The sequence below is a fragment of the Acidovorax lacteus genome (assembly GCF_039540375.1).
GTDB lineage: Bacteria > Pseudomonadota > Gammaproteobacteria > Burkholderiales > Burkholderiaceae_C > Acidovorax_G > Acidovorax_G lacteus.
This window is the reverse complement of record NZ_BAABEX010000003.1, coordinates 47,548-69,988: the sequence shown is the minus strand read 5'-3', so window position 1 is coordinate 69,988 and position 22,441 is coordinate 47,548. Positions and strand designations below refer to the sequence as shown.

Below are 22,441 nucleotides of genomic sequence, written 5' to 3'. Positions count from 1 at the left end.
GCGGCCCGGCCCCCTGGCTGCCCGCCCGCTGGAGGCCACTGCTCCCACGGTGGCCGGGCCTCCCGATCTCCCCCAAGGAATTCCATCCATGTCCCTGCAATGCGGCATCGTGGGCCTGCCCAACGTCGGCAAGTCCACCCTCTTCAACGCGCTCACCAAGGCCGGCATCGCCGCCGAGAACTATCCCTTCTGCACGATCGAGCCCAACACCGGCGTGGTCGAGGTGCCCGACCCGCGCCTAGCGCAGTTGGCCGAGATCGTGAAGCCGGAGCGCGTCGTGCCCGCCATCGTCGAATTTGTCGACATTGCCGGCCTGGTGGCCGGTGCCAGCCAGGGCGAAGGCCTGGGCAACCAGTTCCTGGCGCACATCCGCGAGACCGATGCCATCGTCAACGTGGTGCGCTGCTTTGAAGACCCGAACGTGATCCACGTCGCGGGCCGCGTGGACCCGATTGCCGACATCGAAGTCATCCAGACCGAACTCTGCCTGGCCGACCTGGCCACCGTGGAAAAGGCGCTGCAGCGCTACAGCAAGGCCGCCAAGAGCGGCAACGACAAAGAGGCCGCCAAGCTCGTGTCGCTGCTCACGCCGCTGCAGGCCGCGCTCAACGAAGGCAAGCCCGCGCGCAGCGTGCCGGTAAGCAAGGAAGACGCGCCCCTGCTCAAGCAGTTCTGCCTGATCACCGCCAAGCCCGCGATGTTTGTGGGCAACGTGAGCGAAGACGGCTTCGAGAACAACCCGCTGCTCGACAAGCTGCGCGAATACGCGGCCGCCCAGAACGCACCCGTGGTGGCCATCTGCGCCAAGATCGAAGCCGAGATGGCCGAGATGAGCGACGACGACCGGGCCATGTTCCTCGAAGAAATGGGCCTGGCCGAGCCGGGCCTGAACCGCCTGATCCGCGCGGGCTACGACCTGCTGGGCCTGCAGACGTACTTCACCGCTGGCGTGAAGGAAGTCCGCGCCTGGACCATCCACAAAGGCGACACCGCGCCCCAGGCGGCCGGTGTGATCCACGGCGACTTCGAGCGCGGCTTCATCCGTGCGCAGACCATTGCCTTTGACGACTACCTGCAGTTCAAGGGCGAGCAGGGCGCCAAAGACGCGGGCAAGATGCGCGCCGAAGGCAAGGAATACATCGTCAAGGACGGCGATGTGATGAACTTCCTGTTCAACGTCTGACATCCACAGACCGCTGGCCCGTGCCCATGGGGCGGTGGCCGGCTTTGCGGGGGCCCTGGGCCCCCGTGCGTTTTTGGGGCGGGGCTGTGTCCCCCGTGTTTTGTTCTGGAGTCCGCCGCATGCAGACCGGCATCGTGTACGCCGCCCTGGCCTATGTGTGCTGGGGCCTGTTTCCGCTGTACTTTCACCAGGTGGCGCAGGTCCCGGCGCTCGAGGTGGTGATGCACCGCACCGTGTGGTCGCTGGTGCTGCTGCTCGGGGTACTGGCCGTGCGCCGGCACTGGGCCTGGCTGGGGGCGGCGCTGCGCTCGCCGCGCGTGCTGGGCACGTTTGCGCTGTCGGCGCTGCTGCTGGCGGCCAACTGGCTGACCTATGTGTGGGCGGTGCACCACCAGCATGTGGTGGACGCGAGTCTTGGCTACTTCATCCTGCCGCTGATGCATGTGGCCATGGGCTATGCGGTGCTCAAAGAGCGCCCGCGGCGCGGCCAGTGGGCGGCCGTGGCGCTGGCGGCGCTGGGGGTGGCCTGGCTCACGCTGCAGGCCGGGCGGCTGCCCTGGATTGCGCTGGTGCTGGCGCTGACGTTTGGCATTTACGGCCTGCTGCGCAAAACGGCGTCGCTGGGCGCGCTGGAAGGCCTGGCGCTCGAGACACTGCTGCTTGCGCCCGTGGCTGCGGTGCTGCTGGCCTGGTGGGGCGCGCAGGGGCAGGGCGCTCTGGTGCTGGGGCCGCCGTCGCTCGTGGTGTGGCTGGTGCTGGCGGGGCCAGCCACGGCCATTCCGCTGCTGCTGTTTGCGGCGGGTGCGCGGCGCATTCCGATGGCCACGCTGGGCTTGCTGCAGTACATCTCGCCCACGCTCCAGTTCGCACTGGGTGTCTGGGTGTTCCACGAGGCGTTCGATCCGGCCCGATTGGCGGGTTTTGTGTTCATCTGGGCGGCGTTGGTGCTGTATTCGGTTGAGGGGTGGTGGCAATCGCGCCGCCCGACCGCCGGGGCTGCCGCTGTACCGTGACCACACATCGCCCTGTGCCGGCCTTCTGGAAATCCCGGTAACGTCTTGCAACCGATTGGCGAAAGAATGCGGGGCCGCCGTTCAGCCGCACCCGCCACGCGGGAGGCGCTGCCGGGTCACAAACCCGGCGGTGTGGAACTTCCGGCGCCCCGTGTCACCATGTTCTTTCGGCGCAGACCCGCGTTCCCCCATTCCGACGTGTTTCCGGTCACCGACACCTCGCAGTGGTTCGATGACACGTCCGACGATCGGCCTGCACGCCGCCACAGCGACGCAGAGCCCCGCGGCGCGCGGCCACGCTGGCTGGTGCCCGCGCTGCTGATTGGGCTGTATGCCCTGGCGCTGGGTGGGTCTGCGGCGCTGGGAGTGCTGTCGCCCGGTTTGCTGCTCTGGGTGGCCGGTATGACGGGGGCGGGCTTCGCAGGGTTCTTCTTTGCGTTTCACCGGGGGTGGCACCTGGATAGCCGCGACCCACAGTGGCGTCTGCCCATTGTGGTCACGGCGCTGGCAGGCCTGCTAGTCCTGCTCTATCTGGAGCCCGCCTCGCAAATCTTGCTCGCCCCCTTCGCGTTCATTGCCTTTGCCTGGGGGCTGTTCACCACCTCACAACGCGGCTTGTTGCGTGTGGCCGCGGCCCTGGTGGTGGGCTATGCGGTGGTCATCGGTGTGCACTATGCCGAGCAGCGCAACAGCGCCCTGCTGCGCCTGGAGGTGATGCATCTGCTCGCGCTGGCGCTGGCGCTGCCTGCGTTCATTGTGCTCATGGCCAAGGTGCAGAAGCTGTACCGCCGCCTGCACCAGGCCAGCCGCAAGATCCGCAGCATCGAGCAGGACGCCCAGCGCGACACGCTGCTGGGCTGCTACAACCGGCGCTACATCCTAGCGGCGCTGGAGCAGCAGAAGCAGCTGGCCGACGAGGGCGGCATTCCGCTGTGCCTGGCGGTGCTTGATATCGACCACTTCAAGCGCATCAACGACCGCATCGGCCACCTGGCGGGCGACGAGGTGCTGCGCCAGTTTGCGCGCATTGCCCAGCAGGGCGTGCGCGGTGGCGATGTGTTCGGCCGCTACGGGGGCGAGGAGTTTCTGCTGATCTTCCCGGGGACGGCACTGCTGCCTGCGCTCAACACCTGCGAGCGCATCCGCGCGCATGTCGAGGCGCACGCCTGGGATGCGGCGCTGCCCGGACCGGTGACGGTGTCCATCGGCGTCACCCAGTACGTGGTGGGCGAATCGCTGCTGGAGTTCTTCTCGCGCGCCGACACCGCCATGTACCTGGCCAAGGAGGGCGGGCGCAACCAGGTGGTGGTCGAAGAGCCCGTCTCGCGCGAGGACACGCAGGGTCTGGATTCGTCGGCGCGCGGCTTCTTCTGACCGCCCACACCGCTGGGGCGGCACATTGCTATTGATTTGATAGCTGCTCGTGCTTGGTTATGAAGCACGAGCAGCCGATTTGACCAGTCTTTTGGGGCGGCCGGTCCACGGTCAGCGCCAGGGTTGATCCGCGTCAAGCCCGCGGAGGTCTGGCTGCCGTACCGTCGTGGCTGCCATGTCCGATGCTCCCTGCTCCGATGCACCCACGGCCGTGCCCGTGTTCCGCGTGCGCGGCCTGGGCAAGACCTACCAGGTCGGCCCCGTGGCCGTGCACGCCTTGCACGACGTGGACCTGGACATCGAGCGCGGCGAGTTCGTCGTGCTGCTTGGCGCGTCGGGCTGCGGCAAGTCCACCCTGCTCAACATTCTGGGCGGGCTCGACGTGGCCAGCACCGGCGTGGTGGAGTTCAACGGCCAGCCGCTGACCGGCGCAGGTGAGGCCGCGCTCACCGCCTACCGGCGCGAGCACGTGGGCTTCGTGTTCCAGTTCTACAACCTGATCCCCAGCCTCACGGTGCGCGAGAACGTCGCGCTGGTCACCGACATCGCGCGCAACCCCATGCCCATCGACGAGGCGATTGCGCTGGTGGATCTCACGCCGCGGCAACACCACTTTCCGGCACAGTTGTCGGGCGGCGAGCAGCAGCGCGTGGCGATTGCGCGCGCCATCGTCAAGCGCCCGGCCGTGCTGCTGTGCGACGAGCCCACGGGCGCGCTCGACTGCCAGACCGGCCAGCGCGTGCTGGAGGTGATCGCGCGCATCAACGCCGAACTGGGCACCACGGCCCTGGTCATCACCCACAACGCCGCCATTGCGGGCATGGCCCACCGCGTGGTGTACCTGGGCAACGGCACCGTGCTGCGCACCGAGCGCAACGCGCAGCGCCTGTCGGCGGCCGAGCTGTCGTGGTAGCCGCGCGATGAAGGCGCTCGACCGCAAGCTGCTGCGCGACCTGCGCCGCCTCTGGAGCCAGGCGCTCACCATTGCGCTGGTGGTGGCCAGCGGCCTGGGCGGCTTTCTCACCAGCCTGTCGGCGGTCGAATCGCTGGACGCCGCGCGCAGCCGCTTTTATGCCGAAGGCCGCTTTGCCGACGCCTTCGGCCAGGTGCGGCGCGCGCCCCGCTCGGAGCTGGACGTGCTGCGCGCGCTGCCCGGCGTGGCCGAGGTGGAGGCCAGCATCGAGCAGGTGGTGCGCATCGACGTGCCCGGCTCGGACGACGCCGTGATCGGCCAGCTCACCGGCCTGAACCTGCGTGCGCCGCAGCGCCTGAACCGCGTGAGCGTGCGCCACGGCCGCATGCCCGTGTCTGCCACGCAGACCGGCGGCGGCAGCGGCGCGCTCGAAGTGCTGGTGGCCGACGGCTTTGCCGACGCACGCGGCCTGCGCCCGGGCGACGCGGTGGAGGCGCTGGTCAACGGCAAGCGGCGCACGCTGCGCATCGTAGGCACGGCCCTGTCACCGGCCACCATTTTTGGCGGCATGGCCGGTGTGCCCGACGTGCGCGGCTTCGGCGTGTTCTGGCTCGACGAAGACGCGCTGGCCGCCGCGTACGACCTGCAAGGCGCTTTCAACCGCCTGGCGGTGCGCTATGCGCCGGGGGCCGACGAGGCCGCCACGCGCGCCGCGCTCACGCAGCGCCTGGCACGCTACGGCGGGCGCGACGTGCACGGCCGCGACGAGCAGGGCTCGCACCGCATGCTGGACGACGAAATCCGCCAGCAGCGCATCATGGGCACGCTGCTGCCCAGCATCTTCCTGGCGGTGGCGGCCTTTTTGCTGCATGTGGTGCTCACGCGGCTGATTGCCACGCAGCGCGAGCAGATCGCCGCGCTCAAGGCGCTGGGCTACGGCAACGCGGCGCTGGCCACGCACTACCTCAAACTCGTGGGTGTGATCGTGGCCGTGGGGCTGCTGCTGGGCGTGGCGCTGGGTAAAGTGCTGGGCGCGTTGCTCACCGGCCTGTACGCCGAGTTCTTCCGGTTTCCGCAGCTCGACCACCTGCTACCGCTGACCCTGGTGGCGGCTGGCAGCGCGGTGACCCTGGGCACAGCCCTGGCTGGCACCCTGGCCGCGGTGTCACAGGCTGTGCGCCTGGCCCCGGCCCAGGCCATGCGGCCGCCCGCGCCGGGCGTGTACCGCCGCACCCTGGCAGAGCGCCTGGGGGTGCGCGGCCTGCCCGCCAGCCTGCGCATGGTGTTGCGCAACATGGAGCGGCGCGCGCTGCGCACGGCGCTCACCATAGGCGGCACGGCCGCGGCCGTGGCCATCGTCGTGATGGGCAACTTCTTCAGCGACGCGATGGATTTCATGGTCGATGCGAGCTTTGCGCTGGCCATGCGCGCCGACGTCAACGTGTGGGTGGCCGAGCCCGTACAGGCCTCGGCCGCGCGCGAAATCGCCCGCCTGCCCGGCGTGATGGCGGTGGAGCCCGCACGCACGGCCGCGGTGCACCTGGCCCACGGCCACCGGCGCGAACGCATCAACCTGCAGGGGCTGGAGCCCGCCGCCGCGCTGCAGCGCGTGATCGACGTGCAGGGCCGGCAGGCCCGCGTGCCCGAAGGCGGGTTGCTGCTCACCGACCGGCTGGCCGCCAAGCTCGGCGTGCAGGTCGGCGACTGGGTGGAGGTGCAGCCGCTCGAAGGCCACCGCGAGACGGTGCGCGTGCGCGTGGAAGGCACCGCGCGCGAGATGATGGGCCTGAACGCCTATGCGCACCGCGACCTGCTCAACCGCTGGCTGCGCGACGACGACCTGGCCACGCAGTTTGCGGTGGCGCTGCTGCCGGGCAGCGAGCCGCAATTCCTGCGCGCGCTCAAGCTGCGGCCCGCGGTGGCCGGGGCCTTCAGCAAGGCCACGCTCGTGCGCAACATGGAAGAAGTGAGCGCACGCAACATCCGCATCATGAGCACGGTGCTCACGCTGTTTGCCGCGGTGATTGCGGTGGGCGTGGTCTACAACAACGCGCGCATCGCGCTGGCCGAGCGCACCTGGGAGCTGGCCAGCCTGCGCGTGCTGGGCTTCACGCGCGCTGAAGTGTCGGCCCTGCTGCTGGGCGAGCTGGCCATCGGCATCGCGCTGGCCCTGCCGCTGGGCATGTGCCTGGGCTGGGGCCTGGTGCACCTGATGGTGGAGCTGATGCAGAACGACCAGTTTCTGTTTCCGGTGGTGATCCGGCCGCCCACCTACGCCTGGGCGGGTCTGTGCGTGGTGGCCTCAGGCCTGGCCAGTGCGCTGGTGGTGCGGCGCGAGGTGGACCGGCTCGACATGGTGGGCGCGCTCAAGACGCGCGAATGACGAAGGAGGAGGGCATGCCCCTGCTGACACGAAAGAGCTGGGCCCTGGGGGCCGGCATCCTGGCCGCAGTCGGCCTGCTGGCCTGGGCATTTGCCCCCCGGCCGCAGCCGGTCGAGGTGGCCGAGGTCACGCGCGGTGCGTTTGAGCGCACCATTGAAGAAGACGCCCGCACCCGCCTGCGCGAGCGCTACGTGCTGGCCGCGCCCGTGGCCGGGCGGCTGCAGCGCATGGCCGTGCGCGAAGGCGACGCCGTGGCCGCCGGGGCGGTGGTCGCACGTATCCAGCCCGCCAGCCCCGGCCTGCTGGACGCCCGCAGCCAGCGCGAGCTGCAGGCCCGCCTGCAGGCGGCCGATGCCGGGGTGCAGCGCGCGCGGGCCCGCGTGCAGGCCACCGAGGCCGCCCTGGCCCAGGCCGAGGCCGACGCCACGCGCACCGACGCACTGGCACGCCAGGGCTTTGTGGCCCCCGCGCAGCGCGAGGTGGCAGAGCTTGCGCTGCGCAGTGCGCGCAGCAACCGCGTGGCCGCGTCGCAAGAGCAGCGCATGGCCGAATCCGAGCGCGAACAGGCGCGGGCCGCGCAGGCCTGGTGGCCCGAATCCAGCGGCCGCGTGCTGGAGCTGCGCGCCCCCGTGGCCGGCCGCGTGCTGCGCGTGCCGCAAACCAGCGAAGGCCCGGTGGCCGCTGGGGCCGTGGTGCTGGAGCTGGGCGACACCGCGCGGCTCGAAGTCGTGGCGCCGCTGCTCACCACCGACGCACTGCTGCTGCAGCCGGGCACGCCGGTGCGCATCGTGCGCTGGGGCGGGCCCGGGGCCTTGCCCGCGCGGGTGCGCCTGGTCGAACCCGCGGCCAGCACCAAGGTGTCGGCCCTGGGCGTCGAGGAACAGCGCGTGCCCGTGGTGGTGGAATGGTTGGGCGAACCGCCCGCGGCGCTGGGCGACGGTTTTCGGGTGGTAGCGCAGTTTGTAATGCAGGCACAGGCCGATGCGGTGCGCGTGCCGGTGGGCGCGCTGTTTCCGTGGCCGCAGGCCGTGCGCGATGCCGCGGCGGGCACGGCGGCCGACCCGCCACTGGGCGTGTTCGTGCTGCAGGGCGGCCGCGCGGTGCTGCAGCCGGTGCAGCTGCACGCCCGGGGCACCGACCTGGCCTGGGTGCGCGAAGGCCTGCAGCCCGGCGACCGGGTGGTGGTGTATCCGCCGGCCAGCCTGCGCGACGGCGCGCGTGTGCGGGTGCGCGACCCGGGTTGATTACGGTGTGAACTGCCCGGGCATGAAGTACAGCAGCACGCTGGTCATCACCAGGTAGCGCAGGAACTTGCCCACGGCCATGTAGCCCACGCAGGGCCAGAAGGGCAGGCGCAGCCACCCGGCCACGGCGCACAGCGGGTCGCCCACGCCGGGCAGCCAGCTCAGCAGGCAGGCGCGTGCGCCAAAGCGGCGCAGCCATTCCAGCGCGCGCAGCTCGGTGGGGCTGCCGCGCGCCTTGTCCACCGCGTGGTGCGCGCCCAGGCCCATCCACCAGCTGATCGCGCCGCCCACGGTGTTGCCCGCCGTGGCCACGAGGATGGCCGGCCAGAACAGGTCGGGGTTGAGCTTGACCAGGCCGAACACGGCCGGCTCCGAGCCCATGGGCAAGAGCGTGGCCGAGAGCATGGCCACGAAAAACACCGTGCTCAGGCCGAACTGCGGCAAGGCCAGCCACGCGAGCACGGGGGCGATCCAGGCTTCCATGGCGCGCAGTGTAGGGGAGCCACCTGCGCGCGCCGCGCGGCGGCGGCCGGTGCAACCGCGCGCCGCAGGGATTTGGCGGCCCGGCGATGTGCGCCGCCAGCACCTGGCCCGGGGCAGGCGCCCCACTGAGGTGGCGGACCGACCGCTGCGGGGCGGGTGTCGGCAGGTGGAAGGCGGCAGCCACACGGCCCGCCGCGGCCCCGCAAGCGCCCGCTGCCTGCGGGCCTGCGCGCATTTCATTTGCTGAAATTTTCAGCAGGTACAATCCTGCCTCCTTTTTCAGCAGCTGCGTTCGCCCCCTCCATGCAGATCGGTCCTTACACCCTGGCCAACCGGCTGTTCGTTGCCCCCATGGCGGGCGTGACGGACCGGCCGTTCCGCCAGCTCTGCAAGGCCCTCGGGGCGGGCTATGCGGTCAGCGAGATGGTGACCTCGCGCAAGGACTTGTGGAACAGCCTCAAGACCTCGCGCCGGGCCAACCACGAGGGCGAAAGCGGGCCGATCGCCGTGCAGATTGCGGGCACCGACGCGGCCATGATGGCCGAGGCGGCGCTCTACAACATCGACCGCGGTGCGCAGATCATCGACATCAACATGGGCTGCCCGGCCAAGAAGGTCTGCAACAAATGGGCGGGCTCGGCGCTGATGCAGAACGAAGCCCTGGCCGTGGAGATTGCCGAGGCCGTGGTGGCCGCTTGCGCGCCGCGCGGCGTGCCGGTCACGCTCAAGATGCGCACCGGCTGGTGCGCGCAGCACCGCAACGCCGTGGTGCTGGCGCGCCGCTTTGAGGACGTGGGCATCCAGATGCTGACGGTGCACGGCCGCACGCGCGAGCAGGGCTACCGCGGCGAGGCCGAGTACGACACGATTGCCGCCGTCAAGGCCGCGGTGCGCGTGCCCGTGGTGGCCAACGGCGACATCACCTCGCCCGAAAAGGCGCGCCAGGTGCTCGCGCACACCGGGGCCGATGCGATCATGATTGGCCGCGCGGCGCAGGGGCGGCCCTGGATATTCCGCGAGATCGGCCACTACCTGGCCACGGGCGAACACCTGGCCCCGCCGCTGGTGGCCGAGCTGCGCCGCCTGCTGCTGGAGCACCTGCACGACCACTACCGGCTGTACGGCGAGAGCACCGGCGTGCGCAGCGCGCGCAAGCACATTGCGTGGTACCTGCGCGCGCTGCCCGGGGGCGAGGCCTTCCGGGACCACATCAACACCATCGAGGACTGCGCCACGCAGTGGCAGGCCACGGCCGACTTCCTGGACGCGCTGGCCGCGCGCATGGACCGGCTGCCGCCCGCCACCGCCGCGGCGGACGCAGACCCGAACGAAACCACCGAGGGATTGGCCGTATGAGCAAGCAGAACATCGAGGAGTGCGTGCGGGAGAGCCTGCAGAGCTACTTCCGCGACCTGGGCGGCGAGACGCCCGACGGCATGTACGACATGCTGGTGCGCGTGGTCGAAAAGCCGTTGCTGGAGGTGGTGATGAGCCACGCCGACCACAACCAGTCGCGCGCGGCCGAATGGCTGGGCCTGAACCGCAACACGCTGCGCAAGAAGCTGCTCGAGCACAAGCTGCTGTAAGGCACGCCTTCCCGGCTCCCCTGGTGTTTGCTATCAAAAACATAGCTGCTCGTGCTTGATTCATAAGCACGAGCACCCGATTTCATCCTAACCACGTCCCGCCCCATGAAAGCCCTTCTCTCCGTCTCTGACAAGACCGGCATCGTCGACTTCGCCCGCGCGCTGCATGCGCTGGGCGTGCAACTGCTGTCCACCGGCGGCACCGCCCAGCTGCTGGCCAAGGAAGGGCTGCCCGTCACCGAGGTGGCCGAGGTCACGCAGTTCCCCGAGATGCTCGACGGCCGTGTGAAAACGCTGCACCCCAAGGTGCATGGCGGCCTGCTGGCCCGCCGCGATGTGCCCGCGCACATGGCGGCCCTCCAAGAACACGGCATCGACACCATCGACCTGCTGGTGGTCAACCTGTACCCGTTCGAGGCCACGGTGGCCAAGGCGGGCTGCACGCTGGCCGACGCCATCGAGAACATCGACATCGGCGGCCCGGCCATGGTGCGCAGCGCCGCCAAGAACTGGAAGGACGTCGGCGTGGTCACCGCGGCCGACCAGTACCCGGCCGTGCTGGCCGAACTGCAGGCGGGCGGCACGCTGTCGCACAAGCTGCGCTTTGCGCTGTCGGTGGCGGCGTTCAACCGCATCGCCCAGTACGACGCCGCGATCAGCGACTACCTCTCGTCCATCACGTTTGAAGAAGACAAGCTGTCGGAGGACTACGTGCCCGCGCGCACGCTGTTCCCGGGCCAGAGCAACGGCACCTTCGTGAAGGTGCAGGACCTGCGCTACGGCGAAAACAGCCACCAGCAGGCCGCGCTGTACCGCGACCTGTACCCGGCCCCGGGCTCGCTGGTGACGGCGCAGCAACTGCAGGGCAAGGAGCTGTCGTACAACAACATCGCCGACGCCGACGCCGCCTGGGAATGCGTCAAGAGCTTTGACGCCGCCGCCTGCGTGATCGTCAAGCACGCCAACCCCTGCGGCGTGGCCGTGGGTCTGGACGCACTCAGTGCCTACAGCAAGGCCTTCCAGACCGACCCGACCAGCGCCTTCGGCGGCATCATCGCCTTCAACCGCGTGGTAGACGGCACGGCCGCCGCCCAGGTCAGCAAGCAGTTTGTCGAGGTGCTGATGGCGCCCGAGTTCACGGCCGAAGCGCTGGAGATCTTCAAGGCCAAGGCCAATGTCCGCCTGCTCAAGATTGCGCTGCCCGCCCACGCGGCCAAGGCCGCGAACCGCACCGACTGGGAGCGCGGCCGCAACGCCATGGACAGCAAGCGCATCGGCTCGGGCCTGCTGCTGCAGACGGCCGACAACCACGAGCTGTCGCTGATGGACCTGAAGATCGTCACGAAGAAGCAGCCTTCGCTCGAAGAGATGGAAGACCTGTTGTTCGCGTGGAAGGTCGCCAAGTACGTCAAGAGCAACGCCATCGTCTTCTGCAAGGGCGGCATGACCATGGGCGTGGGGGCAGGGCAGATGAGCCGCCTCGACTCGGCCCGCATCGCCAGCATCAAGGCCGGGCACGCAGGCCTGAGCCTGCAGGGCACGGTGGTCGCCAGCGACGCGTTCTTCCCGTTCCGCGACGGGCTCGATGTGGTGGTCGATGCCGGTGCGACCTGCGTGATCCAGCCGGGCGGCTCGATGCGCGACCAGGAAGTGATCGACGCCGCCAACGAGCGTGGCGTGGCCATGGTGTTCAGCGGGGTGCGGCACTTCCGGCATTGATAGCGCGCATCCCCCTGAGGCGCTGCGCGCCTTCCCCCTTCTCTCGAACGGCTGCACCGTTCGGGAAGGGGGACGCAGCCCTCGCTGCGGGGCGCCCCTTGCTGGGCTGCCCGTGCTTTAAGGCCGCGCCAGTTTTAGAGGTGTCGCTGGGGGCGCCTGGCCCGACGACGCACAGCCAGCCGACCCGGCCCGCTGGCCCGCGTGATGCAACGCGGTGCGCCCTCAGCAGGGTCGCCCGGCCCGCTCCAGAAGCCAGGCCGGCGCGTCCTGCAGGCATACGGGACGCAAAAACCGTTGAAGTGCAGCGTCACCCACCGAGGTTGTCATGGGCGCGGTGCTGGCGGGCCAGGGGCCACCGTGGTGCTGGGCGGCAGTCACAGCCACCCCGGTGGGCACGCCCGCGAACAACACACGCCCCGCAATCCGCATCGCGGCACGCACCAGTGCGCGGTGCTCGGCCGTGTCCTCGTTGGCGCCCCAGATCGTCACCGTCAGGCTGCCCGCCACGGCGGCCAGCACATCCTGCACCTGCGCCAGGCTGTCGCAGCGCACGATAAGGCTGGACGGCCCGAACACCTCCTCGCGCAGCGCGTGCGCTTCGATGAAGCGCTGCGCGCTCACCTGCAGCAGTTGGGGGCCGGGCGCCAGCCCCGTGCCTGGGCCTTGCAGCAAGGGCACGGCACCAGCGTCGATGAACGCCTGCACCCCGGTGTCGAAGGCTTTGCGCATGCCTGCGGCCAGCATGGGGTGCGGCTGCAGGGCGCCCAATGCCTCTGCCAACTGGGGTACGAAGGTGTCGGTTTCGGGGCCATCCACCAGCACCAGCAGGCCGGGGTTGGTGCAAAACTGGCCGCAGCCCAGCGTGATGGACCCGGCCAGCAGGGACGCCAGCTCCGCGCCCCGGGCGGCCAATGCCGAGGGCAGCGCGATGAGCGGGTTGATGGAGCCGAGTTCGCCGTAAAACGGGATGGGGCGAGGCCGGGCGTTGGCCTCGGCCTGCAGTGCGGCACCACCGCGGGTGGAGCCGGTGAAGGCGCCGGCTGCAATCAGCGGGTGGCGAATGAGCTGCACGCCTACCTCGACACCCGCGCCCTGCACCAGGCCGATCAGCCCCGCAGGCAGCCCGAGCGACTGGAGCACGCGTTCAGCGATCTCAAAGGTCAACCGCGACAGGGCGGGGTGCCCGGGGTGGGCTTTGACCACGACCGGGCAGCCGGCAGCCAAGGCCGAGGCGGTATCGCCCCCCAGCACCGAGAAGGCAAACGGAAAGTTGCTGGCCGCGAACATGGCCACGGGCCCCAGCGGCATGCGGTGCAACTGCATCGCCGGGTGGCCCACCGGCGGGTTGCCGGCGACAGCGGGGTCGTCCAGCACGGCAAAGGGCTCGCCGCGCTGCGCCATGTCGGCAAAGCGGCGCAGCTGGAAGGTCGTGCGGTCGAGTTCTCCATTGAGCCGCACCGGGCCGAGTGCGGTTTCGAGATCGGCCAGCGCGACCAGGGCCTCGCGCTGCGCTTCCAGCCCGTCGGCCAGATGCCGCAACAGCGCGGCGCGCTGCGCGCCGCTGCTGCAGGCCCAATCATCGAACGCGGCGTGCGCGGCCTGCACGGTGGCATCGATCTGCGCCGGTGTGGAGGTGGCCAGCGGCTCGCCCAGGGGTTCCCCTGTGCGGGCATTGAAGGAAAAAAGTGGGTTCATGGGGAAACGGTCCGTACAAAAACTGGGCCCGGGAGGGATTTACCAGGACCCATGCTATGTTAACGGATGTCTGACAACAAATGGAGTTCCGCCGGCGTCTTCCCAGGAATCGCCACGCGGATGCTCAGGCGCCTGCGTCCGCTGCCTGTGCCCTGCGCAGCCGTTCGCGGCTGTTGGCCAGATGCGTGCGCATGGCCGCGCGGGCAGCCTCGGCATCGCGTTCGCAAATGGCGCGATAGATGCTCTCGTGCTCATGGTGCACGCGTTCCAGATAGGCCAGCCGGCCCTCGGGCGCATTGGCCGCGGTCTTCAGGCGGGTGCGCGGGATGATCACGGTGCCCAGGTAGGTCATGAGGTCGGCGAAGTGGCGGTTGCCTGTGGCGCGGGCCACTTCCATATGGAACTGGAAATCCGAGGGCACCGCGTCGGAGTCGGCGCGGATGGCCGCTTCGAACGCGGCCAGCGCCGCGGCCATGGCGGCAAGGTGGGAGTCCTCCCGGCGCTGGGCTGCCAGGCTGGCGGCCTCGCTCTCCAGGCTGATGCGCAACTCCAGCAGCGAAATGACGTCCGCCACGGTGGCGAAGTCTTCTGGTGCGATGCGGAAGGTGGGTGTGGGCTCGGTCTGGTCGGTGACGAAGGTGCCAATGCCATGCCGTGTCGCTACCCGGCCGGCCGCCTGCAGGCGGGAAATGGCTTCGCGCACGACGGTGCGGCTGACGTCGAAGCGCACCATCAGCGCAGCTTCGGTCGGCAGTTTGGCGCCCGGTTGCAGGCGGCCTTCTGTCATGTCGTTCTGCAGTGCGGCCACGATTTCGGGCACCAGGCCGCGTGGGCGCCGCGGTCGTTCAGCCGTGAAGTCGGTATCGCCTAGGGTTTTCACTGGGTGCATGGTTTTTTCCTTGACAGCCTGCGCACGGGTTTTCACAATCATGCCAAGTTGTATGACAACATACAACTGATCACTAGAACCTCTTTTTGTACTGTAACAAAGCAGGCCTCAGTCCGTCGCGGCCCCATACCTTCATGCAATACACCCCTCAAGACCTCAAGCAAGTCATGTCGTCCGGCCTGCTGTCCTTTCCCGTGACGGACTTCGATGCCCATGGTGAGTTCAACGCCGCGTCGTACGCGGCCCGTCTGGAATGGCTAGCCCCTTACGGTGCCAGCGCGCTCTTCGCTGCGGGCGGGACGGGGGAATATTTCTCGTTGTACGGTGAGGAATACGGCCAGATCATCCGCACCGCCGTGGAAACCTGCCGTGGCAAGGTGCCCATCATCGCGGGTGCCGGCGGCCCCACGCGCACGGCCATTGCCCACGCGCAGGAAGCCGAGCGCCTGGGGGCGCACGGCATCCTGCTGTTGCCGCACTACCTTACCGAAGCCGGCCAGGAAGGTCTCATCGCCCATGTGGAGCAGGTCTGCAAAAGCGTGCAGTTCGGCGTCATCGTCTACAACCGCGACCGCACCAGATTCACCCCCGAATCGCTGACCATCCTGGCCGAGCGCTGCCCCAACCTGATCGGCTTCAAGGACGGCATGGGCAACATCGAGTTGATGTCGTCCATCTACATGAAGATGGGCGACCGCTTTGCCTACCTGGGTGGCTTGCCCACGGCCGAGGTCTATGCGGCTGCCTACAAGGCGCTGGGCACGCCGGTGTATTCGTCCGCCGTCTTCAACTTCATCCCGAAGACCGCGATGCAGTTCTACGAAGCCGTGCGCACCGATGACATGGCCACGCAACACCGCCTGCTCAAGCAGTTCTTCATGCCCTACCTGAAGATTCGGAACCGCGTGGAAGGTTATGGCGTGAGCATCATCAAGGCCGGCGCCCGTCTGGTGGGCCACGATGCCGGCCCCGTGCGCGCGCCCCTGTCGGACCTCAAACCCGGCGAGATGGATGAGCTCAAGGCGCTGATTGACGCGCTCGGCCCGCAGTAAGCGAGTGGATCCACACCGCAGCGCAGCGCTGCCTTTGGCCGGACGTGAGCGAAAGCCGAGTCGCGGAGCCTGAAGGGATACCGGATGAGCGGCACCGAGGGTGCCACCGTGCTGCATGCAGCGCTGCCCCAAAAATGGCCCAGATCGTGCGCGAAGAACAAATCCCATTGCAATCAACCTGACGGAGACAGAACCCATGAAAAAGTCACTTATCGCCTTTGTGGTGGCTGCGGCCACGAGCGTGTCCGCCTTTGCCTGGCCCGACAAGCCCATTACCCTGGTCGTTCCCTTCCCGCCCGGTGGTTCGACCGACATGATTGCCCGCACGATCTCGGCCAAGCTGCCAGAAAAGCTGGGTGGCGGTGCGACCGTGGTGGTGGACAACAAGGCAGGCGCCACGGGGACCATCGGCGCCACGCAGGTGGCGCGTGCGCCGGCCGATGGCCATACCTTCCTGGTGGCCTCGCTGGGCCCCTTCGTGATCGCGCCCCACCTGATCAAGACGAACTACGACGCGATCAAGGATCTGGACCCCATCACCGTGGTGGTGCAGGCGCCCAACGTGCTGGTCGTGACAGCCGTCTCACCCCACCGGTCACTGGCGGATGTGATGACTTACCTGAAGGCCAACCCCGGCAAGATGACGTTTGCCTCCTCAGGCAATGGTTCGAGCGATCACCTGACGGCGGAACTGTTCTGGCAGCAAACGGGCACCAGTGGCGTGCATGTGCCCTACCGTGGCGGCGGCCCGGTGATGACGGATCTGCTGGGCAACCAGGTGGAGTCGTCGTTCATGAACATCAACACCGCCATGCCGCAGATCAAGGCGGGCAAGCTGCGCGCACTGGCCATCACGAGCGACAAGCGTTCGCCGCTTCTGCCCGACGTGCCCACCCTGGAAGAGAGCGGCGTGAAGAACGCGGGCGTGCAGTCCTGGCAGGCCATCGCAGCGCCCAAGGGTTTGCCGGCCGACATCAAGAAGCGCATGCACGAAGCCATCGTGTCCATCGTCCGCGAGCCCGCCACCACCGCACGGCTGACGGAGCTGGGGTTCGAAATCGTCTTGAACACGCCTGAGCAGTTTGCATCGTTCCAGGCCAGCGAGTACGCCCGCTGGGCCAAGCTCATCACGGCCCGCAACATCAAGGCAGACTGAAAAACGCCCATGACCGCACCGATCATCCTGTCGATGCGTGTCGTCCCGGTCGCTGGTCGGGACGGCATGCTGCTCAATCTCTCGGGCGCGCATGCGCCGTTTTTCACGCGCAACATCGTCATCGTGACGGACAACGCGGGCCACACCGGCCTGGGTGAAGTGCCGGGTGGCGAGAAGATCCGCCAGACGCTGGAAGACGCGCGCGCCCTGGTCGAAGGCCAGTCCATTGGCAACCTGCAGGCGATCTTGAACGCGATGCGTGTGAAGTTCGCCGACCGTGACAGCGGCGGGCGCGGCCTGCAGACCTTCGATCTGCGCACCACCATCCATGCCGTCACCGCGGTGGAATCGGCCTTATTGGACCTGCAGGGACAGCACATGGGCGTGCCGGTCGCGGCCCTGCTGGGCGAAGGCCAGCAGCGGGACGCGGTGCAGATGCTGGGCTACCTGTTCTTCGTGGGCGACCGCCTGAAAACGGACCTGCCCTACGCGAGCGAACCCGACAACGCCGACGACTGGTGCCGCCTGCGCCACGAGAAGGCCATGACGCCCGAGGCCGTGGTGCGACTGGCCGAAGCCGCGCAGAAGCGCTACGGCTTCCAGGACTTCAAGCTCAAGGGCGGCGTGCTCGCCGGTGACGCCGAGGTCGAAGCCGTGACTGCGCTGCACGAACGCTTCCCCGAAGCGCGCGTGACGCTGGACCCCAACGGCGGCTGGCTGCTGAAAGACGCGATCCGCCTGGGCGAGCGGATGCGCGGCGTTGTGGCCTATGCCGAAGACCCCTGCGGCGCCGAAGAGGGCTTCAGCGGCCGCGAAGTAATGGCCGAATTCCGCCGCGCCACGGGCCTGCCCACCGCCACCAACATGGTGGCCACCGACTGGCGACAGCTCGCACATTCGCTGGCTTTGCAAAGCGTGGACATCCCGCTGGCCGACCCGCACTTCTGGACCATGGCCGGCTCGGTCCGGGTGGCGCAGACCTGCCGCGATTGGGGCCTGACCTGGGGCAGCCACTCCAACAACCATTTCGACATTTCGCTGGCCATGTTCACCCACGTGGGTGCGGCCGCACCGGGCAAGGTCACGGCCATCGACACGCACTGGATCTGGCAAGACGGCCAGCGCCTGACCAAAGACCCCTTGAAAATCGAAGGCGGCTGGGTGCAGGTGCCCAGTAAGCCCGGCCTGGGCATCGAGATCGACATGGCAGAGGTCGAGAAGGCCCACCAGCTCTACCTGCAGCACGGCCTGGGCGCGCGCGACGACGCTATGGCCATGCAGTACCTGATCCCGGGCTGGAAGTTTGACAACAAGCGCCCCTGCCTCGTGCGATGAGCAGCGTGCCCCGAACCATCCGCATCCACCCGGCCGACAACGTCGCCGTGGTGGCCAATGACGGCGGCCTGCCCGCCGGCACCGCGCTGCCTGGCGGACCGACGCTGGTGCAGGCCGTGCCGCAGGGCCACAAGGTCGCACTGGCCGACCTGCCCGCCGGTACCCCCGTGCGCCGCTACAACGTCGTCATCGGCCACGCGGCGGTGGACATTCCCGCTGGCGGCTGGGTCAACGAACAGCGGCTGGTCATGCCCGAGGCGCGCTCGCTGCAGGGCCTGCCGGCACCACAACCGCCGGCCGACCTGCCGCCGCTGGAAGGCTTTACTTTCCGGGGCTACCGCAATGCCGACGGCAGCGTGGGCACGCGCAACCTGCTGGCGGTGACGACCACGGTGCAGTGCGTGGCCGGTGTGCTCGAATTCGCCGTGGAGCGCATCAAGAAGGACCTGCTGCCGCGGTACCCCAATGTGGACGGCGTGGTGGGGCTCACGCACAGCTACGGCTGCGGCGTGGCGATTGACGCGCCCGACGCCATCATCCCTATCCGCACGGTGCGCAACCTGGCCCGCAACCCCAACTTTGGCGGCGAGGTCATGGTGCTCAGCCTGGGCTGCGAGAAGCTGCAGCCCGAGCGGCTGCTGCCGCCAGGCAGCATCCCGATCAGCGACGAACGCCCGGTGCCGGATGTGGTCGTGCTGCAGGACGAGCAACACGTCGGCTTCATGTCGATGATCGACAGCATCCTCGCGCAGGCCCAAGACCATCTTGAACGGCTGAACGCACGCCAGCGCGAAACCTGCCCGGCGAGCGACCTGGTGGTGGGCGTGCAGTGCGGCGGCAGCGACGCATTCTCCGGCGTCACCGCCAATCCGGCCGTGGGCTTTGCCACCGACCTGCTGGTGCGCGCAGGCGCCACGGTGATGTTCAGCGAGAACACCGAGGTGCGCGACGCGGTGGACCAGCTCACGCGCCGCGCCGCGACGCAAGAAGTGGCCGACGCTATCGTGCGCGAACTCGGCTGGTACGACGCCTACCTGGCGCGCGGCCAAGCCGACCGCAGTGCCAACACCACACCGGGTAACAAAAAGGGCGGGCTGTCGAACATCGTCGAGAAGGCCATGGGCTCGATCGTCAAGAGCGGCAACGGGCCCATCCACGGCGTGATCGCACCCGGCGAGAGGGCCACGCAGAAAGGCCTGATCTTTGCCGCCACACCGGCCAGCGACTTCATCTGCGGCACGCTGCAGTTGGCCGCCGGCATGAACCTGCATGTGTTCACCACCGGCCGCGGCACCCCGTATGGCCTGGCCGAGTGCCCGGTGATCAAGGTGGCCACGCGCGACGACCTGGCGCGCCGCTGGCACGACCTGATGGATTTCAACGCGGGCCGCATTGCCAGCGGTGACGCCACCATCGAGGCGCTGGGCTGGGAGCTGTTCCACCGCATGCTGGCCGTGGCCAGCGGCGAAAGGACCTGGGCCGAACGCTGGGGTTTGCACAACGACCTGGTGCTGTTCAACCCCGCACCCATCACCTGAGCATCCCAGAAAGCGCGGCATCCCTGCGGTCGGCGCTGGCAGGGGCTGCGCGCAGCCTCGGCCCTGTACTCGGCACCGGCCAGACGCCGTGGAATGTCGGCCAGCAGGCTGCGCGCCAACGCAGCCAGGCTCTGGCGCAGTCCGCGACCCTGGTCGGCAGGGGCGCGGGTGCGGAAAACCGGGCGGCCCCCCGAATAAGCATCAAATAGTGCCCTTGTGCTTAATGGTCAGGCACGAGCAGCTATCAAAACAATAGCAAAACGGATTGCCGGGGTACCCCTGCCGGTCGGGCGACGGCGCTGGGCAGTCCAGCGCTGCGTGCCCATCCCATCTCTCAAAGCGTCTTGAAGACTTCGGCCGCTGCGGCCACGGTCTCGGCGATGTCGTCGGCGGTGTGGGCGGCGCTCACGAATCCCGCCTCGTACAGCGCGGGGGCGATGTAGACGCCGCGGTCGAGCAGGCCGTGGAACAGGCGGTTGAAGCGCGCGCCGTCGGTGCGCATGACCTGGGCGTAGTTCTGCGGCAGCTCTGGCAGCAGGAAGAAGCCAAACATGCCGCCCTCGCTGTCGCCGCAGAAGGGCACGCCCGCGGCCGCAGCGGCGGCCGAGAGGCCTTCGACCAGGGAGCGCGTGCGCGCCGACAGCGCATCGAAAAAGCCCGGTTGGCGGATCTGCCGCAGCGTGGCCAGGCCGCAGGCCGTGGCCACCGGGTTGCCCGATAGGGTGCCCGCCTGGTACACCGCGCCCAGCGGTGCCAGTTGCTCCATCACCGCACGCGGGCCGCCAAAGGCCGCCAGCGGCATGCCGCCGCCGATCACCTTGCCCAGCACGGTCATGTCGGGCTTGAAGCCAGGAATTGCGCGGGCGTACACGCTTTGCGCGCTGCCCAGGGCCACGCGGAAGCCGGTCATCACCTCGTCGAGCACCAGCAGCGCGCCGTATTCGGTGCACAGCTCGCGGCAGCGGCGCATGAAGGGCACGCTCGCGCGCACGAAATTCATGTTGCCCGCGATCGGCTCGATCATCACGCAGGCCAGTTCGCGGCCATACAGCGCAAAGGCTTCTTCGAGCTGCGTGATGTTGTTGTATTCGAGCACCATGGTGTGCTGCACCACCTCGGGCGGCACGCCGGCGCTGGTGGCGTTGCCGAAGGTGGCCAGGCCCGAGCCGGCCTTGACCAGCAGCGCGTCGGCATGGCCGTGGTAGCAGCCCTCGAACTTGATGATGCGGCTGCGGCCCGTGGCGCCGCGCGCCAGGCGGATCGCGCTCATGCCCGCCTCGGTGCCCGAGCTGACCAGCCGGATCATCTCCATCGACGGCACGAGTTGCAGGATTTCTTCGGCCAGCTCGATCTCGCGCTCGGTGGGGGCGCCGAAGCTGAAGCCTTCGAGCGCCGCTTTCTGCACGGCTTCGACCACCGCCGGGTGGCCGTGGCCCAGGATCATCGGGCCCCAGGAGCCGATGTAGTCGATGAAGCGCTGGTTGTTGGCGTCCCAGAAGTAGGCGCCCTGCGCGCGCTGCACAAAGCGCGGCGTGCCGCCTACGGCCTTGAAGGCGCGGACCGGGGAATTCACGCCGCCCGGAATCAGGGCCTTGGCGCGTTCGAACAGGGGAATGTTGAGGTCAGTGCTGGGTGTCATGGGGTGGCATCACAAATCCCTCCACGCCCGGTTCGGGGTCGGTGTCGGGGTCATCGTCGTCTTCGTCGTCGTCAGGGTGGGCCCAGAACATGCGGTCGGGCACGATGTGGCCCATGCCCGGACGAAAACCGGCGTCCAGGCTGCGGTCCAGGTAGGCCAGGGCCTCGGCCGTGGCCTCGCCCAGGTCGTTGCCGCAGGCGATCAGGGCCGTGAGCGCGGCCGACAGGGTTTCGCCCGCGCCGGCAAAGCTGGCGTCAAACAGTTCGAACTGGCCGCTGCCCAGCACGGTTTGCGGGCTGGCCAGCACGTTGTCCACGCGCTGTTCGGGCAGCGGGATGCCGGTGACCAGGGTGTAGGCCACCCCCATGTCGGAGGCAGCCCGGGCAATGTCGCGGGCGGTGGGGCTGCGCTCGCCCGACCAGTCCGGCAGCAGCCAGCGCCACAGGGTACTGTGGTTTCCAACCAACACCGACGTTTGGGGGAGCAGCAACTCGCGAAAAGCGTCCAGATAGGCATCAATCAAATCTTCGCGCCACCACGATAGATTTGGCATATAGGCAATGACCGGGATTTCCTCATAGTCAGTCGCTATTTCGGAGATGGTCGCGATATTCTCCGGACTGCCGACAAAACCCACTTTGATGGCCTGAACCGACAGGTCCTCCAGCGCCATGCGCGCCTGTTCGGAAACCGCTTCGTCGTCCAGTGAGAAATGGTCGGCCACCTCGGTCGTGTCGCGCACATACGCGCCGGTGACCACCGCGACCGGATGCACGCCGACCGAGGTCATGGCGGTGATGTCGGCGGTGAGTCCGGCGGCGCCGCTCGGGTCGTTGGCATTGAACACCAGCACGCATGCCGGGCGCGTGGCGTCGGCATCGTCTTCGTCGGTAAGGGCGACTGTGCTGAGGGGGGAGCTGGGCGTGGTCATGAATCGGCTCCCGCGTCGGGGCGCTGGGGCAAGCTGCGGCGCCCGGAGGTGTCTAGATACAATCGTTGCATTCTATGTGAAGGCCCTTTAAGCTGTGACCGACTCTAAAACTTGGATGTGTCTGATCTGCGGTTGGATATATGACGAGGCTGCGGGTTCTCCCGAGCACGGCATTCCACCCAATACTCCCTGGGACCAGGTTCCGATGAACTGGACCTGTCCTGAATGCGGGGCCCGCAAAGAAGACTTCGAGATGGTTCAGATTTGAAGCGCGGCTCCTGCTGCGTCGCGTTTTTTTCCATCAGGAG

The 22,441-nt window shown here is 68.5% G+C and carries 19 protein-coding genes; 14 read left to right on the top strand and 5 right to left on the bottom strand.

Going from position 1 to position 22,441, the window contains the following annotated elements:
• Positions 1-88 precede the first annotated feature (88 nt).
• From ychF to ABD866_RS01600, 6 genes are all read left to right on the top strand, one after another.
• Positions 89-1,183 (top strand): redox-regulated ATPase YchF, encoded by a 1,095-nt coding sequence (ychF, locus tag ABD866_RS01625; protein ID WP_345060577.1) that lies wholly within the window; start codon positions 89-91, stop codon positions 1,181-1,183.
• A gap of 119 nt (positions 1,184-1,302) precedes the next feature.
• Positions 1,303-2,196 (top strand): EamA family transporter RarD, encoded by an 894-nt coding sequence (gene rarD, locus ABD866_RS01620; protein WP_345060574.1) that lies wholly within the window; start codon positions 1,303-1,305, stop codon positions 2,194-2,196.
• A gap of 198 nt (positions 2,197-2,394) precedes the next feature.
• Entirely contained in the window at positions 2,395-3,570 is a 1,176-nt protein-coding gene (locus tag ABD866_RS01615) for a GGDEF domain-containing protein (RefSeq protein WP_345060572.1), read from the top strand.
• Between the two features lie 175 nt (positions 3,571-3,745).
• Entirely contained in the window at positions 3,746-4,483 is a 738-nt protein-coding gene (locus ABD866_RS01610) for an ABC transporter ATP-binding protein (RefSeq protein WP_345060570.1), read from the top strand.
• A gap of 7 nt (positions 4,484-4,490) precedes the next feature.
• A complete protein-coding gene (locus ABD866_RS01605; RefSeq protein ID WP_345060568.1) occupies positions 4,491-6,866 on the top strand; it encodes an ABC transporter permease in 2,376 nt (791 codons plus the stop codon).
• 14 nt (positions 6,867-6,880) lie between these two features.
• Positions 6,881-8,110 (top strand): efflux RND transporter periplasmic adaptor subunit, encoded by a 1,230-nt coding sequence (locus ABD866_RS01600; RefSeq protein WP_345060566.1) that lies wholly within the window; start codon positions 6,881-6,883, stop codon positions 8,108-8,110.
• On the opposite strand, the gene ABD866_RS01595 is transcribed toward ABD866_RS01600, so the two are convergent.
• Positions 8,111-8,593 carry a YqaA family protein gene (locus tag ABD866_RS01595; RefSeq protein ID WP_345060564.1) on the bottom strand — a complete coding sequence of 161 codons (483 nt, stop codon included), beginning with the start codon at positions 8,591-8,593 and terminating at the stop codon, positions 8,111-8,113. It lies immediately after the preceding gene.
• Between the two features lie 303 nt (positions 8,594-8,896).
• On the opposite strand from ABD866_RS01595, the gene dusB reads away from it, so the two are divergent.
• The 3 genes from dusB (at position 8,897) to purH (ending at position 11,898) form a co-directional block, all read left to right on the top strand.
• Positions 8,897-9,949: a tRNA dihydrouridine synthase DusB gene (gene dusB, locus ABD866_RS01590; RefSeq protein WP_345060562.1), complete on the top strand. Its 1,053-nt coding sequence runs from the start codon at positions 8,897-8,899 to the stop codon at positions 9,947-9,949.
• Entirely contained in the window at positions 9,946-10,179 is a 234-nt protein-coding gene (locus ABD866_RS01585; RefSeq protein ID WP_345060560.1) for a Fis family transcriptional regulator, read from the top strand. Before dusB ends, ABD866_RS01585 begins: the two co-directional genes overlap by 4 nt.
• Before the next feature lie 105 nt (positions 10,180-10,284).
• The gene (purH, locus tag ABD866_RS01580) at positions 10,285-11,898 is read left to right on the top strand and encodes a bifunctional phosphoribosylaminoimidazolecarboxamide formyltransferase/IMP cyclohydrolase (protein WP_345060558.1); all 1,614 of its coding nucleotides are present in this window, start codon (positions 10,285-10,287) and stop codon (positions 11,896-11,898) included.
• A 222-nt stretch (positions 11,899-12,120) separates the two neighbouring features.
• Here the strand turns inward: purH and ABD866_RS01575 are convergent, their stop codons facing one another.
• Together ABD866_RS01575 and ABD866_RS01570 are read right to left on the bottom strand one after the other, a co-directional pair.
• Positions 12,121-13,593, bottom strand: coding sequence for an aldehyde dehydrogenase (NADP(+)) (locus ABD866_RS01575; protein ID WP_345060556.1), 1,473 nt, complete (start codon positions 13,591-13,593; stop codon positions 12,121-12,123).
• 124 nt (positions 13,594-13,717) lie between these two features.
• Positions 13,718-14,482 carry a FadR/GntR family transcriptional regulator gene (locus tag ABD866_RS01570; protein ID WP_345060554.1) on the bottom strand — a complete coding sequence of 255 codons (765 nt, stop codon included), beginning with the start codon at positions 14,480-14,482 and terminating at the stop codon, positions 13,718-13,720.
• A 134-nt stretch (positions 14,483-14,616) separates the two neighbouring features.
• Between ABD866_RS01570 and kdgD the strand changes: the two genes are divergently transcribed.
• From kdgD to garD, 4 genes are all read left to right on the top strand, one after another.
• A complete protein-coding gene (gene kdgD / locus ABD866_RS01565) occupies positions 14,617-15,534 on the top strand; it encodes a 5-dehydro-4-deoxyglucarate dehydratase (protein WP_345060552.1) in 918 nt (305 codons plus the stop codon).
• A gap of 196 nt (positions 15,535-15,730) precedes the next feature.
• Positions 15,731-16,690: a Bug family tripartite tricarboxylate transporter substrate binding protein gene (locus tag ABD866_RS01560; protein ID WP_345060550.1), complete on the top strand. Its 960-nt coding sequence runs from the start codon at positions 15,731-15,733 to the stop codon at positions 16,688-16,690.
• A 9-nt stretch (positions 16,691-16,699) separates the two neighbouring features.
• On the top strand, positions 16,700-18,025 hold the full coding sequence (gudD, locus tag ABD866_RS01555; protein WP_345060548.1) for a glucarate dehydratase: 1,326 nt from the start codon (positions 16,700-16,702) through the stop codon (positions 18,023-18,025).
• Positions 18,022-19,563, top strand: coding sequence for a galactarate dehydratase (gene garD, locus ABD866_RS01550; RefSeq protein ID WP_345060546.1), 1,542 nt, complete (start codon positions 18,022-18,024; stop codon positions 19,561-19,563). The genes gudD and garD overlap by 4 nt, the downstream gene beginning before the upstream one ends.
• A 334-nt stretch (positions 19,564-19,897) precedes the next feature.
• On the opposite strand, the gene hemL is transcribed toward garD, so the two are convergent.
• Entirely contained in the window at positions 19,898-21,202 is a 1,305-nt protein-coding gene (gene hemL / locus ABD866_RS01545) for a glutamate-1-semialdehyde 2,1-aminomutase (RefSeq protein ID WP_345060544.1), read from the bottom strand.
• Positions 21,186-22,133: a bifunctional hydroxymethylpyrimidine kinase/phosphomethylpyrimidine kinase gene (gene thiD / locus ABD866_RS01540; RefSeq protein WP_345060542.1), complete on the bottom strand. Its 948-nt coding sequence runs from the start codon at positions 22,131-22,133 to the stop codon at positions 21,186-21,188. The genes hemL and thiD overlap by 17 nt, the downstream gene beginning before the upstream one ends.
• A 94-nt stretch (positions 22,134-22,227) precedes the next feature.
• Here thiD and ABD866_RS01535 point away from each other — a divergent pair, with 94 nt between their 5' ends.
• Entirely contained in the window at positions 22,228-22,401 is a 174-nt protein-coding gene (locus ABD866_RS01535; protein WP_338795771.1) for a rubredoxin, read from the top strand.
• Positions 22,402-22,441 lie beyond the last annotated feature (40 nt).

Excerpts from the sequence above, each read along its gene's own strand:
- kdgD (WP_345060552.1), top strand. The coding sequence starts at position 14,617 with ATGCAATACACCCCTCAAGACCTCAAGCAAGTCATGTCGTCCGGCCTG.
- rarD (WP_345060574.1), top strand. The coding sequence starts at position 1,303 with ATGCAGACCGGCATCGTGTACGCCGCCCTGGCCTATGTGTGCTGGGGC.
- purH (WP_345060558.1), top strand. The coding sequence starts at position 10,285 with ATGAAAGCCCTTCTCTCCGTCTCTGACAAGACCGGCATCGTCGACTTC.
- ABD866_RS01585 (WP_345060560.1), top strand. The coding sequence starts at position 9,946 with ATGAGCAAGCAGAACATCGAGGAGTGCGTGCGGGAGAGCCTGCAGAGC.
- ABD866_RS01600 (WP_345060566.1), top strand. The coding sequence starts at position 6,881 with ATGCCCCTGCTGACACGAAAGAGCTGGGCCCTGGGGGCCGGCATCCTG.
- ABD866_RS01560 (WP_345060550.1), top strand. The coding sequence starts at position 15,731 with ATGAAAAAGTCACTTATCGCCTTTGTGGTGGCTGCGGCCACGAGCGTG.
- garD (WP_345060546.1), top strand. The coding sequence starts at position 18,022 with ATGAGCAGCGTGCCCCGAACCATCCGCATCCACCCGGCCGACAACGTC.
- ABD866_RS01595 (WP_345060564.1), bottom strand. The coding sequence starts at position 8,593 with ATGGAAGCCTGGATCGCCCCCGTGCTCGCGTGGCTGGCCTTGCCGCAG.
- ychF (WP_345060577.1), top strand. The coding sequence starts at position 89 with ATGTCCCTGCAATGCGGCATCGTGGGCCTGCCCAACGTCGGCAAGTCC.
- ABD866_RS01575 (WP_345060556.1), bottom strand. The coding sequence starts at position 13,593 with ATGAACCCACTTTTTTCCTTCAATGCCCGCACAGGGGAACCCCTGGGC.
- thiD (WP_345060542.1), bottom strand. The coding sequence starts at position 22,133 with ATGACCACGCCCAGCTCCCCCCTCAGCACAGTCGCCCTTACCGACGAA.
- ABD866_RS01605 (WP_345060568.1), top strand. The coding sequence starts at position 4,491 with ATGAAGGCGCTCGACCGCAAGCTGCTGCGCGACCTGCGCCGCCTCTGG.
- ABD866_RS01570 (WP_345060554.1), bottom strand. The coding sequence starts at position 14,482 with ATGCACCCAGTGAAAACCCTAGGCGATACCGACTTCACGGCTGAACGA.
- hemL (WP_345060544.1), bottom strand. The coding sequence starts at position 21,202 with ATGACACCCAGCACTGACCTCAACATTCCCCTGTTCGAACGCGCCAAG.
- dusB (WP_345060562.1), top strand. The coding sequence starts at position 8,897 with ATGCAGATCGGTCCTTACACCCTGGCCAACCGGCTGTTCGTTGCCCCC.
- gudD (WP_345060548.1), top strand. The coding sequence starts at position 16,700 with ATGACCGCACCGATCATCCTGTCGATGCGTGTCGTCCCGGTCGCTGGT.
- ABD866_RS01610 (WP_345060570.1), top strand. The coding sequence starts at position 3,746 with ATGTCCGATGCTCCCTGCTCCGATGCACCCACGGCCGTGCCCGTGTTC.